The organism is Halalkalibacter kiskunsagensis, assembly GCF_037027555.1.
GTDB lineage: Bacteria > Bacillota > Bacilli > Bacillales > Bacillaceae_D > Halalkalibacter > Halalkalibacter kiskunsagensis.
Genome location: NZ_JAXBLX010000006.1, coordinates 102,202 through 115,708 on the forward strand (window position 1 = coordinate 102,202; position 13,507 = coordinate 115,708).

11 protein-coding genes are annotated in these 13,507 nt (G+C 40.4%); 10 read left to right on the forward strand and 1 reads right to left on the reverse strand.

Annotation, left to right across the window (positions count from 1 at the left end; all coding sequences use genetic code 11):
- Positions 1-31 precede the first annotated feature (31 nt).
- The 3 genes from SLH51_RS05180 (at position 32) to SLH51_RS05190 (ending at position 3,335) form a co-directional block, all read left to right on the forward strand.
- Positions 32-1,783, forward strand: a complete 1,752-nt coding sequence (locus SLH51_RS05180) for an alpha-glycosidase (protein WP_335959646.1) — start codon at positions 32-34, stop codon at positions 1,781-1,783.
- Between the two features lie 299 nt (positions 1,784-2,082).
- A complete protein-coding gene (locus SLH51_RS05185) occupies positions 2,083-2,862 on the forward strand; it encodes a hypothetical protein (protein WP_335959647.1) in 780 nt (259 codons plus the stop codon).
- A gap of 11 nt (positions 2,863-2,873) precedes the next feature.
- Positions 2,874-3,335 carry a hypothetical protein gene (locus SLH51_RS05190; protein WP_335959648.1) on the forward strand — a complete coding sequence of 154 codons (462 nt, stop codon included), beginning with the start codon at positions 2,874-2,876 and terminating at the stop codon, positions 3,333-3,335.
- Positions 3,336-3,563: 228 nt separating this feature from the next.
- Here the strand turns inward: SLH51_RS05190 and SLH51_RS05195 are convergent, their stop codons facing one another.
- The gene (locus tag SLH51_RS05195; protein WP_335959650.1) at positions 3,564-4,475 is read right to left on the reverse strand and encodes an ArsR/SmtB family transcription factor; all 912 of its coding nucleotides are present in this window, start codon (positions 4,473-4,475) and stop codon (positions 3,564-3,566) included.
- 279 nt (positions 4,476-4,754) lie between these two features.
- Between SLH51_RS05195 and SLH51_RS05200 the strand changes: the two genes are divergently transcribed.
- From SLH51_RS05200 to dgoD, 7 genes are all read left to right on the forward strand, one after another.
- Positions 4,755-6,029 carry an extracellular solute-binding protein gene (locus SLH51_RS05200; RefSeq protein ID WP_335959652.1) on the forward strand — a complete coding sequence of 425 codons (1,275 nt, stop codon included), beginning with the start codon at positions 4,755-4,757 and terminating at the stop codon, positions 6,027-6,029.
- A gap of 74 nt (positions 6,030-6,103) precedes the next feature.
- On the forward strand, positions 6,104-6,982 hold the full coding sequence (locus tag SLH51_RS05205) for a carbohydrate ABC transporter permease (protein ID WP_335959653.1): 879 nt from the start codon (positions 6,104-6,106) through the stop codon (positions 6,980-6,982).
- Positions 6,983-6,994: 12 nt separating this feature from the next.
- On the forward strand, positions 6,995-7,828 hold the full coding sequence (locus SLH51_RS05210) for a carbohydrate ABC transporter permease (protein ID WP_335959655.1): 834 nt from the start codon (positions 6,995-6,997) through the stop codon (positions 7,826-7,828).
- A gap of 16 nt (positions 7,829-7,844) precedes the next feature.
- Positions 7,845-10,604 (forward strand): glycoside hydrolase family 2 protein, encoded by a 2,760-nt coding sequence (locus SLH51_RS05215; protein ID WP_335959657.1) that lies wholly within the window; start codon positions 7,845-7,847, stop codon positions 10,602-10,604.
- Positions 10,597-11,232: a bifunctional 4-hydroxy-2-oxoglutarate aldolase/2-dehydro-3-deoxy-phosphogluconate aldolase gene (locus SLH51_RS05220; RefSeq protein WP_335959659.1), complete on the forward strand. Its 636-nt coding sequence runs from the start codon at positions 10,597-10,599 to the stop codon at positions 11,230-11,232. Before SLH51_RS05215 ends, SLH51_RS05220 begins: the two co-directional genes overlap by 8 nt.
- Before the next feature lie 13 nt (positions 11,233-11,245).
- A complete protein-coding gene (locus SLH51_RS05225; RefSeq protein ID WP_335959661.1) occupies positions 11,246-12,271 on the forward strand; it encodes a 2-dehydro-3-deoxygalactonokinase in 1,026 nt (341 codons plus the stop codon).
- Positions 12,268-13,416 (forward strand): galactonate dehydratase, encoded by a 1,149-nt coding sequence (gene dgoD, locus SLH51_RS05230; protein ID WP_335959663.1) that lies wholly within the window; start codon positions 12,268-12,270, stop codon positions 13,414-13,416. The genes SLH51_RS05225 and dgoD overlap by 4 nt, the downstream gene beginning before the upstream one ends.
- Positions 13,417-13,507: the final 91 nt, after the last annotated feature.

Here is a 13,507-nt window from a genome sequence, read left to right on the forward strand (position 1 = left end):
TATTTCCTAATTTGAAAGGGGTCGTTCCATTTTGTTAAAAGAAGCTATTTATCACAAACCAGCAAACAATTATGCCTATTCATACGACAAGGAAACACTTCACATCCGCCTTCGTGCGAAAAAGGGGGACTTAACAAAAGTTTATTTGATTTTTGGAGATCCTTACAAGTGGACGAAAGAAGGTTGGGCGAATCAGACGAAACCAATGTCGTTAGAAGGAAGCGATGAGCTCTTTGATTATTGGTTTATTGAAGTAAAGCCTGAGTTTCGCCGCATGCGTTACGGGTTTGAACTTCATTCTGAGAACGAATCAATTGTTTATGGGGAAAGAGGATTTAAGGACCGAGATCCGAAAGAAACAAACTTTTACTTTTGCTTCCCATTTTTAAATGAAATTGATGTCTTCGGGGCACCAGAGTGGGTTAAAGATACAGTGTGGTATCAAATTTTCCCTGAGCGTTTTGCCAACGGCGATTCGGAATTAGACCCGAAAGGAACACTGCCGTGGGGAAGCTGTGATCCAAAGCCTGATAGTTTTTTCGGCGGTGACTTTCAAGGAATCATTGATCACATCGATCATATAGTGGAGCTCGGCATTACCGGTATTTATTTCACTCCGATCTTCAAAGCAACAACTAACCATAAATATGACACCATTGATTACTTAGAAATTGACCCACAATTTGGCGACAAAGAAACGTTTAAGAAGCTCGTAGAAACGTGTCACGAAAATGGCATCCGTGTGATGCTTGATGCTGTCTTTAATCATAGTGGGTTTTATTTTGATGCCTTTCAAGATGTGTTGGAAAAACAGGAAAAATCGCAGTACAAAGATTGGTTTCATTTAAGAGAATTTCCAGTAACTCCTCTACCTGAACCGAATTATGATACGTTTGCCTTTACACATATGATGCCAAAGTTAAACACTGAGAACCTTGAAGTAAAGGAATACTTGCTAACTGTAGGTCGTTATTGGATCGAGGAATTCAACATTGACGGTTGGAGACTTGATGTTGCAAATGAGGTTGATCACCAATTTTGGAGAGAGTTTCGCACAGCGGTGAAGTCAGTAAACCCTGATGTATACATCCTCGGTGAAATTTGGCATGATTCGATGCCTTGGTTACAAGGAGATCAATTCGATGCTGTGATGAACTACCCGTTCACAGAAGCAACTCTCGATTACATCGCAAAAGACGAAATCAACGCCGAACAATTTGCCGAACAATTAACAAGCGTCCTGACGTCCTATCCGAAAAATGTGAACGAGGCAGCCTTTAATTTACTCGGAAGCCACGATACAGCAAGAATCTTAACGATCAGCAATGACAACAAGGAGAAACTAAAGCTATTATTCTTATTCCAATTATCGTTTATCGGTTCACCTTGTATTTACTACGGCGACGAATTCGGGGTAACTGGCGGAAACGACCCAGGCTGCCGCAAATGCATGCCGTGGGAAAAAGAAGACCAAGACCAAGAATTGTTCAGCTTTGTTAAAAAAGTCGTTGCCTTACGCAAAGAGTTCCCCGCCTTTGGGAATCATGGCGAATTTAACATGATAGAAACAAATCGTAACACGAACCATATTATTTATTCCAAGCAAGCAGGTAATGAAACGATTATCATTGCCATTAATAATTCAAATGAAAGCATTAACGTAAACATTCCGTATGACTTTACTGGAAAACAACCAGTTGATTTATGGAACCAGGAACCGATGAAAGAGAATTCAAATATTGAATTAGGGGCATATGGTTTCCAGGTAATTCAAGTGAAATAATCTGATGTGCTTTATAAATTAAAACAGTAGGATAATCGAGAGGGCAAGTAGCCACCCCCTCCTCAGGATAATTTCCTTGAGGAGGGGGTTTTTGCTTTCGGCAGAGTTGGGATCGCCTTTCAACCGAGCAGGTGATAAGAAAAGAAGAAGCAAGACCGAATCTTACCCTGAGAAGACCGAAATTTGCCCAACTGTATTGATTTCATGGTACAAAAATACGTACCTTTTAGGAATTAATCACCAATAATTGTAAACACTAACAGACGAGAGTATTTGACTAACAGATGAGGGAAAACAGCATGAACAACTTTCAACCAACAAATAAGGAACGACGATTTAAAGCTCATGTTAGTCTTTTAGGTACAACACAATTACATTTACGAAATCCATATATTATTGCTTGGTGGTCAGCTGCCTTTCCGGGTTTTGGACATCTCCTTTTATCGAAATATCTCAGAGGGTATACCTTATTTCTCTGGGAAATTCTTATAAACGTCATGGCAAATCTAAATCTTTCGATGGTGTATTCCTTTACTGGGAATATCGAAATGGCAAAAGAAGTTCTTGACCCTAGATGGTTCCTTTTGTACATACCCGTCTATCTATTTGCAATATGGGACAGTTACCGGACGGCTGTTGATATGAATAAAATATATATACTCGCTGAGAGAGAAAATGCTGACTTTAGCACATACAGTATAGGGGCTTTGGAAGTGAACTATTTGGATAAAAGGCGGCCGTTGATGGCTGTCATATGGTCTCTTTTCATGCCTGGGATGGGGCAACTCTATATTCACAGAATTGTGACCGGCGCCTTTTCTTTAATATGGATTATTGTTTTTGTTTATTTTTCGAAACTGCTTATTGCTGTTCATTTGCTTTTTTTAGGAGAGATTGCTCAAGCAACAGAAGTAGTAGACCCGCAGTGGTTATTGTTCATCCCATCGCTTTACGGTTTCTCAATTTATGATTCCTATATTAATACGGTAGAAAATAACAAGTTATTTGAAAGTGAACAAAGAAAATTTTTGAGCAACAACTATCAAAAGTACCGAGTGAAAATCCCTAGTAAAACGTGAGGTGAGAAAGCTTGCAACTTTTTTCGACATATGAACACTCGTCTTATTTAGAATTAGCGATTACAGCATTAGAAAAAATAGGAATTGAAAAAGAGAGGATTCTCGCTGTGCCTCTTGAGAATCGAGTGGAAGAGAGAAGGTTGTTTGATACATTACACCGAGCGGATGGGATTAGCCTATTTGATAAGGGAGCAGCAATTGGAACGGCTTTTTCAGTGATTGGAGGAAGCGTTGGTTTTATATTAGAATGGGGTCCAATTTATTGGGGCTTAATTGGTGCAGCCAGTGGGTTTATTCTTGGATTTATTATTGACTATTTCATTTTTAAAGTCGTTCATAAAAGAAAAATGGCAATCAGAGGGAAGAAATCAGAAGTCGTCTTAGTTATAAATTGTAACAAAGAGGAAGTAGAGAAAGTCGAAAAGATCCTTTGGGAAAACCTAGCTCTTGGAGTTGCAAAACTAGATGATTAAATTCAAAGAAGAGGTGTAAATTCTTCATAGAGTTTCGAGGTGCCTTTTTAAAAATGCATATCTTATTTGATTTTTTACTAGTGTGTGTTCAAAAAGTAAATGCAAGCCCGCGATGAGAAAACTTATAACGGGCTTTACAAGGTGTTGTGGTTACGCTCATTGCTTAGAGGGGGAGAACGACCTGTTACTTTTATCAGAGTAGCAGGTCTTTTCTTTTTTAAAACTAACTTATTTAAACTTCGCTTGTAACAATAAGGCTTGCTCGTGATTTCCGAACTTTGCCCCGAAAATATTGATGCCGCCGACATTTTCGCTAGTTTCTTTTACTGCGATTTTCAGTGAAATGTATGGTTTGCTTTCAATATTCAGCTGTTGAATCGTCGTATCGGAAATTTTTTTGCCATCAAGGAAGCAGCCTTCATTTGTTATCTTCCAATTTTTTAAAAGGCCGAATTGTGTGTTGTTAATATCCCACCAGGAAGGTGTGAGGTTTCCTCTTATCCCTCCAAAGTCTCCGGGACTTGTCCAAAGTCCTATTTCCTGATCATTAATCGAGCAGGTAATATCTGAAGGCCAGTCTTCTTTGTAATAGGTAGCCTCTGAACAAATTTCGGCAGAGAAGTTCAGCTCCCAAACGTCTGATCCTCTAGGAATTCGGTTAGGAAAATGGTATTCGACAAAGCCAGTTTTAAACCAGATAAGTTGTGCGTTTTTTCTTTCAGGCTCAAAAAAGGAACGAGGATCATCTTCAATATGAATAATACCTTCATCGCTTAGTAACCCACATGTAGGACTGACCTCACAGTTAACAAATTCTCCGACACTCATCTCATAACGATATAAATTGTCACTTGGCGGTTTCACATCATTTCTAAGGTTGATAATAATCCGATCATAGCGCTTCGAGCTTACTTTTTGTGATCCTCTACCAGGTACTAATTCTGTAGAAATCAATTCAGTATCTTCTAACTTTTTGACATTAACAGCTGTTGTAGAAAACGGGATTTTTAGTTTTGTTGATAAATCGTTTACATTCAAGGGTCCTTCGCTTAAAAGGCGGATAATTTCCATTCTGTGCTCATTACCCAATGTTTTGCAAACCTCTATTGCTTCTCCCAGCGTTAATTCTAAAGTTCTCATTATGATCTCCCTTTATTACATGTTTTATTAAAATTATCCTATATTTTATGAATTAGTCAACTGAAACATCCTAATTTTTAGGATATGGGGAAAGGGATATTGTAATGCTTTTGATCAATGGAAATTATGAAATCCTTTTGTATAAAGGGTTTTGCAGGTCCGGAAGATGAAGAGATTTGAAAAAACTTTTATTTTACTTTTTTTATTACAAATATACTTGCTTTATTATTGGTATTTATGTAATAATGACTCCAAGATGAAAAAAGGAGGAAGTTGTTTATGAAATTTGCAAGCGTATACAAATTATTGGGGTTGGCTCTCTTCATTTTTCTTGTTGCAGGTTGTTCAGGTGATGCAGGTGGAGATCAAACGGACTCTGAGACAACGAAACTAACTTTCTGGGCACCGTTCAGCGGTGGAGACGCAGATTTTATGAAAGCATTAATTGCTAATTTTAATGAAGAACACGAAGAGATCGAAGTAGATTATTTAACAGTTCCAGATTCTGAGTATTACACGAAGATTCGTACTTCAGTAACGTCTAATCAAGCCCCAGATATTGCGATATCACATGCATCTAGAATTGCTGAGTTACAATCTTCTAATCTAATTGAAAGGTTAGATGAAATCGCTAATGACGCTCAAGTTGATTGGGATTCTTACAATCAAAATATTTTAAGTGCTACGATCGTAAATGATGAACATTATGCGGTTCCATTAGATACTCACGCTCTTATCATGTTTGCAAATAAAGACATTTTACAAGAGGCAGGTTTGTTAGATGAAAATGACATGCCAATCATCGAAGAAGGAGCAGAAGGGTTTGTTCAATTTTTAACGGCAATTAAAGACAATACTGCTGGTGATATTTTCCCTCTATCTGCGACATCATCTGGCTATTCTGCATTACGAGTATGGTGGACACTATACAATCAAATGGGTGGAGAGCTTTTAAATGAAGATGGGACAGAAGCAAACTTCAATAATGAAAATGGTTTGAAGGCCCTTCAATTTATGGAAGAATTAATGGAGAAAGAACTATGGCCACGAAATATACAAGACGGTGGAGAGTTGTTTACGGCTAAAAAGGCCGGGATCCTTCTAAATGGTGTATGGATGACAGGTGCATTCGAAAATAATGAACAATTGAATTTTGTCGCATTGCCAATTCCACAGCTTTTTGACGAGCAAGCAACATGGGGAGACTCGCATACATTCGTCGTACCGGCAAGCGCTGATCAAAGTGAAGAGAAAAAGGTCGCAAGCTTAATTTTTGCTGATTGGATTGCTGAAAACTCTGCATCTTGGGCAGAGGCAGGACATGTTCCAAGTAAGACCGCTGTTGTTGAGTCGGCTGAGTTCAATGAGTTAGATTATCGTAAGGATTATGCTGAATTAACCGATTATGTTAGCTTTATGCCGGCTTCAGCTAAAACAACAGGAATTACAGATGCGATCGCCAAACATATCTCAACATTTATGACAGGTCAGACGAGTGCTGAAGAAATGTTAGAGATTCTTGAAAGCGATGTGAATAACATTCTTTCCAAGTAGGCATAACAGACTTTATTGGTGAAAAATGGATGTCTGCGCTATGTAGACATCCATTTTTAAGGAGGGGAATCAGTATGAGAAGTCATTGGGGAAAAGGCGAAAGTATAGCAGCTTATTTGTTTCTAGCTCCTTTCTTAACCGTCTATGGGTTGTTTATGATCTATCCTATTATTAAAGGGATAACGATTAGTTTAAATGATTGGCAGTTTGGAGTAGAACCAACCTTCGTTGGCTTAGATAACTATCTAACGATGATACAAGACTCTTATTTCTGGGAAGCGCTGTGGAACACCATCTATTTTGTTTTGATTTCTACACCTGCCTTGATTATCTTAGGTCTTATGATGGCTTTAATTGTCAATAGTCGTTTAAAAGGGACTACCTTTTTGCGTTCGGCTTTTTTTCTACCATTTATATTATCGATTTCTGTCATGGCGAGTGTTTGGGTTTTCATATTTCAACCTTATACGGGGTTATTGAATACGATTTTGCATAACATCGGCATTAGTCAGGAGATCTTTTGGCTAAATGATGAGAATCTCGGTTGGGTTTCGATTTTAATCGCAACGGTTTGGTGGACAGTTGGCTTTAATATGATTCTATTTTTAGCTGGGCTCCAAGAGATTTCTCAAGAGTATTACGAGGCGGCTAAAATTGATGGAGCAGGTCCAGTTCGTAGCTTTTTTGCCATTACATTGCCGTGTTTAAAAAACGTAATCTTATTGATTGTTGTTCTGCAAACGATTAACTCTTTCAAACTATTTGGACAGCCTTACTTAATGACAGGCGGGGGACCGGGTTCTTCGACAAGACCGCTCGTTCAGTATATTTATGAAAAGGCTTTTGTTGAGCAACAAATCGGAGTGGCTTCGTCGATGTCATATGTATTATTTGTCATTACAATCTTGTTTGCGTTTATTCAATTTAAGTTTTTTCAAGGAAAAAAGAACTAGGGGGGACACACGTTGGCTAACAAAAAGAAGAAAACAACGACTGGAAGAAAGCTGTTATATGTATTTAGTTATGTATTTGTTCTCGCTTGGCTCATTCCGATTGTGTGGATGTTTATTACATCGGTCACCCCTAGCGGAAGTCCAGTGACGGTTATTAGTGAACTATTTAAACCACCTTTTACATTAGGAAATTATGAATATGTGATTAACAATGCGATGATTTGGAGATGGACGTTTAATAGCTTTGTAGTAGCAACAGTGACGACGATCCTGACGATTCTATTAACATCACTAGCAGCATTTGCCCTATCTCGTCTTAAATTTAAAGGGCGCAATGTAATCTTTTGGATTATTATAGCTGGGTTAATGGTTCCGATTGAAGCGCTAATTGTTCCGCTCTTTCAAATTATGATCGACTTTAATCTAGTCAATAGCTATGGTGCGCTTATATTGCCAAATCTAGCAGCTCCGCTCGGTGTTTTTATTTTAAAACAATTTTTTGATGGGGTTCCAAATGAATTAATGGAAGCTGCGAAAGTCGATGGAGCGAGTATCTTCCGTATTTATTGGAAAATCTTTTTGCCCTTGTCGCGCTCTAGTATGGCTGCATTAGCTATTTTTACATTTATCATGTCTTGGAATGACTTTCTGTGGCCGTTTCTCGCAGTAAATAATGAAGCGATGTTTACGCTACCGGTTGCGATTCCGACATTCCAAAGTGCGTATACAGCAGAATTGATGATTCCGATGTCGGCAAATGTGTTGGCAAGTGTGCCAGCGATCATTGTCTTTATCTTGTTCCAGAAACACATCATCCAAGGGATTGCTATGACAGGAATTAAGTAAAGGAAGGGGTACGCTTATGTATAAAACGATTGATTTATCAGGTAGATGGATGTTTCAAATTGACCCGCTGAACAAAGGGGAGAAAGAGCTCTGGCAAGAAGGAATTGAGTCGGGGGAGGAAGTACAGGTTCCTCATATATGGCAGCAAGATGACAACTATTTAAACTATAGTGGTGCGGCTTGGTATGAGAAAACGATTACGAACTTGGAAAAGGAGAACGATCATGACCTTTATGTACGCTTTGAAGCGGTTGATTTTCAGTGCCAAGTTTGGTGGAATGGCGAATACTTAGGTCTTCATGAGGGGGGATTTACGCCATTTGAATTCAAACTGTCTGATGCTTTTATTAACGAGACAAATAGACTAAGCGTTCGTGTCTATGACCCGGCTGATAACGGAGAAATTCCAATAGGGAAACAAGGAAGCTGGTATACGCGTGTCAGTGGAATTTGGCAAAATGTTTCGCTTGTCCAAAGGCCGAAACAATTTATTTCGAATGCTTTTATTACCCCTGATATTGACCAAGAAAACCTAAAGATTGAAATTCACGTAGGGGGCGAAGAAACGAAAGTAGAGAATATCACATACAAGATTCGCTCGCACAGCATTGGAGAGGACTGCTGGGAGTCCGCTGAGGAATATATAGGTCAAATTGCAGATGGAAGTATTGAGGCGACGAATGGGACTCTTTCTGATGTAATCCTAGTACCGAATATGCAACGCTGGAGTCCAGAACATCCCTATCTTTATGAATTAGAGCTAACGCTAACAGGCGCCAAGCAAGATGCTCGGTTTGTCACAACGTTTGGGTTTCGAAAAGTAGAGCATAAGAACGGCCAAATTTATTTAAATGATCAACCACTTTATATCCGCGGGGCTCTTGACCAAGCTTTTTACCCAGACACGATTTACCAAGCACCATCAACAGCGTTTATTAAAAAAGAAATTGCTCTTGCTAAAGAGATGGGTTTTAATCTATTGCGCAAACATATTAAAGTCGAATTGCCAGAGTATCTATACTGGGCGGATCGCTTAGGTATGCTCATTTGGGCAGAGCATCCGAACTATGTCAAATGGACTCAGGTTGCCCGTAGCAGATTTGTAAATGGATTAAAAGCCATGATCGAACGAGACTACAACCATCCTTCGATTGTTATTTGGTCTGTTTATAACGAAGAGTGGGGTCTTGAATGGGATTTAGAGTTTGACAAAGAAAAGCAAGACCACGTTCGTGAGTTATTTGAGCAAGTGAAAAAATGGGACCCTTCACGATTGGTTTGTGATAATAGCGGCTGGTCCCATGTGAAGACGGATATCAATGATTATCATCGCTATTTTGCTCTCCCAGAACAACTCGATAAATGGGAAGAGGATTTGGATGAGCTCATTAGCGAAAATCCGGATCAGAACTTTGTATCAGGTCTTAAGTCCAATCATGAACCGAAAATTGTCTCTGAATTCGGTGTGTGGGGTTTGCCGAATGTAAACAAACTGAAAGCCTTTTATGAAGGGAAAGAGCCTTGGTGGTTTGCGAACCAAGGAGAAGAAACCCATCAAGATGATTACAAAAAACCTTACACATTGTTTGAGAACTTTGAACGGTTTGGCATTAAAGACGCTTTCGGTGATTTCGATCGTTTAGCTGATGTATCACAGAAAAGGATGTTCCGGGCAGTTAAATCGTTAATAGAAGAAATGCGAAAGCGTTCAGATATTGCTGGATATGTTGTAACCGAGTTTACTGATATTGAATGGGAAACAAATGGCTGGTTGGACTTTTTAAGACAACCAAAAGAAGGCTTTGAAAAATTGGTGAATTTCAACGGCGCCACTTGTATCATGGTCGATGTCAACGATCATAATGTGTGGTCTGGTAATCAACTAACGAGTGACGTATTTATCGTACATGAATGGGCCGACGAAAAAGAATTTACCGTAAAATGGGCTGTTCACATTGAAAAGGAAGTTGTAAATGGTGAGTTTAAAGTAATGACGAACAGTCGATTTACGAAAGTGGCAAATCAACTTTCACTTGAAGTGCCGCAAGTAGGGAAACCGAGCTTTGCCACGTTACATGTTGAGCTCTGGTCTGGTGATCAAAAAGTGGCCGAAAATGAGGAAGAGCTTACGATTAGTCAGCAGGATCCCCTTCAAGGAAAAGGAACTTCAGTTTACTTTTATAAGACAGATACGAGGCTGGCTCAATTCTTACCATCAAAAGGGTTGTCTGTAGCTGCTCGTTTTGAAGAGGCAGATGTTGTGATCACAGAGAGTTTAGATGAAGTGGCGCTCCGGTATGCAAGCAGTGGCGGAAATGTGATCTTTCTAGCGGAAAAGGGAGATGCCTTAAAGGCGAAAGGCGAGTTTACGTTCCGGAAGCTAGATCTAGGTGAAAGTTGGGCTAGAGCGTCTTCGATGAACTATGTCGATACAACTTGGTTTGAGGAACTTCCTGTTCAAACTGAGATGGGATGGGAGTTTGATCGCTTGTTCCCTGACTACGTGATCCCGTTTGCTGATTACAAAAAAAGCAATAACAACCGGACGATCCATATGTTTGGCAACCCAAGTTTAGATCAACAAAGTGACGTGATCGCTGGATATTTCCAAGGTTGGTTAGGACAAAATGGCGGCTCGATGATCAAACAAGACTACGGAAAAGGAACTATTCTCACAACGACGATCAAGATAGTCGAGAATATTACAAAGCAGCCAATGGCTCAACACTTACTGCTAGCGATCATCGAAAAGCTTAAGGGTGAGCAGAATGGATAATCCAATTACGAAAATCATCACTGAAAAACTAATAGCGATTATTCGCATTGAGGATACTGAGTCCATTGAGGAAGTAGCCGCTAGTTTGTATCGTGGCGGATTTCGAATGATCGAAGTGACGTTGAATACTCCTGGAGCGTTAGAGGCTATTCGGACAATTAAGGAGTTGTTTCCTGACATTCTCATTGGTGCAGGGACAGTTCTTGATGCCAAAACAGCTCAGTCAGCAATTGCAGCTGGAGCTAGCTTTTTGCTTACACCGACGTTGAGTGAGGCCACCATTCGGATGGGCAATCGCTACGGAGTACCCGTTATTCCTGGAGTCATGACCCCGACAGAAGCATTGAAGGCTTATGAATACGGCGCACAAATGGTAAAAATTTTTCCAGTGCGCTCTCTTGGACCTGCTTATGCGAAAGATTTGTTTGGCCCATTGCCATTTCTAAAGCTAATGGCAGTGGGCGGAGTCTCAGATTGTAATGCCGCACAATACTTGCAAAACGGGTGGCACGCACTAGGAATCGGAGGACAGCTTGTAAATAGCCAATTAATTAAAGAGAAAAAGTTTGCTGAAATGGAAAACAGGGCGAAGCAGTTTGTAAGAATAAGAGAGGAAAATACTCGGTAAAGTAGGGATGGGTATGTACGTTCTTTTAATTGATTCAGGGACGACTAATTCAAGGATCAGACTTGTACAAAATGATCACACCGAGCAAGTGGTCGATGTTCTAAAAATGAAAGTAGGGGTGCGCAATACTGCGATTGATGGACATAACGAGAGGTTGAAAAGCGAGATTCAAAGAGGGATTGCAAAAGTAATCGAGCGAAATCATCTGTCTGCCGACCAAGTAAGTTCTATCGTTGCCTCAGGAATGATTACTTCAAATTTGGGGCTGTATGAAGTGCCGCATGTGACGGCACCGGCCGATCTTGAGGATTTTGTAAAACACGCTAAAATGGTTGACTCTGGTGAATTTTTCAACATCCCATGTCTATTTATCCCAGGAATGAAAAATGACTCAGGAGAACTTTTAGCACAGTCACCACAACTAGTAAATGAGATGGACATTATGCGCGGGGAAGAAGTGGAGGCTTTTGGATTGCTGAAGCAGTTAGCCCCAGTTGGGAGAGGAATTATGGTGTTGCCTGGTTCCCATACAAAATATGTCGTAATTGATCAAGATCAGACGCTTTGTTTTTCTCTTTCTACATTAGGTGGCGAGGTGTTGCAAGCGATCTGTTCGAATACGATTCTATCAAGCTCGTTAAATGAGAAATTAGTAGAAACGATTGACACCCCTCACCTTTTAGCAGGGTTTCACGCTGCCAAAAGGGAAGGATTAACACGGAGCTTTTTCCATATTCGCCTATTGCAGCTCTATTCAGAGCTAGATGACAATGCACGTGCCAATTATTTTGTCGGGGCTGTTTTGCAAAGTGATTTGCAGGCACTCGATTCCTATTTGGAACATGCAGGAAAATTTGAGTGGATGATAGTTGGAGGTTCAAATCCTTTGAGGTCCGCTTTTGTACATCTTTTGAGCGACCAATATGAGAATGTGAACATCATGGAAGCGAATGATGAACAAGTCGAACATGCATTAGTTTCCGGTGCGATTGAAGTAGGTAGTCAATTTTTTGACAATGAAGGAGGAATTGCGACATGAGGATAACGGGATACGAGTTGTTCCAAGTACCGCCAAGATGGTTGTTTTTAAAGATCGAAACAAGCGAGGGAATCGTTGGTTGGGGGGAGCCGGTTGTTGAAGGCAGAGCCCATACAGTGAAAGCAGCGGTGGAAGAGTTAATGGAGTATCTAATTGGAAAAGATCCGCTCCGGATTGAAGATCATTGGAATGTGTTGTACCGCTCAGGTTTCTACCGGGGTGGACCAGTTCTTATGAGTGCCATTGCTGGGATTGACCAAGCGCTTTGGGATATTAAAGGGAAATATTATAATGCTCCGATTTATCAATTGATGGGGGGGGCATGCCGTGACTCGATTCGCGTTTATTCGTGGATTGGTGGAGACCGGCCATCCGACGTTGGGACTGCAGCAATAGCAGTAGTCGAAACTGGCTTTACGGCAGTGAAAATGAATGGAACAGAGGAATTACAGTATATTGATTCCTACAAGAAAATTGACGAAACCGTTGAGCGAATTGCAGCTGTTCGTGAAGCGGTTGGAAACGATGTCGGGATAGGCATTGACTTTCACGGACGTGTTCATAAACCAATGGCTAAAATTTTAGCGAAAGAACTAGAGCCGTATCGCCCAATGTTTATTGAAGAGCCGGTTCTAGCGGAAAATAATGAAGCGTTACGAGACATTGCCAATAGCACTCATATACCGATTGCTACAGGTGAGCGAATGTTTTCGAGATGGGATTTCAAACAGCTGTTAGCAGACGGCTATGTTGATATTATTCAACCGGATCTTTCTCATGCGGGTGGCATAACTGAAACGAAAAAAATTGCTTCGATGGCTGAAGCTTATGATGTCGCATTAGCGCCGCACTGTCCGCTCGGGCCGATTGCTCTTGCATCTTGTTTGCAAGTTGATGCAACATCTCATAATGCCTTTATTCAAGAGCAAAGCTTGGGTATTCACTACAATGCTGAAAATGACATTCTAGATTATATTAAAGATAGAAGTGTCTTTGAGTACAAGGATGGGTATGTGAAAATCCCAACAGGCCCAGGACTTGGGATTGAAATTGATGAAGACTATGTGCGCGAACGAGCAAAAGAAGGACACAACTGGAAGAATCCAGTATGGCGTCATAAGGATGGCAGTGTAGCGGAATGGTAGGAAGGTGCCTGATACTTGTCGAATAATAGGGACAGAATGGGGAGGGTTATCATTATTGAGTGCCCCCTCATTTTGGTATAACTAAATAGCG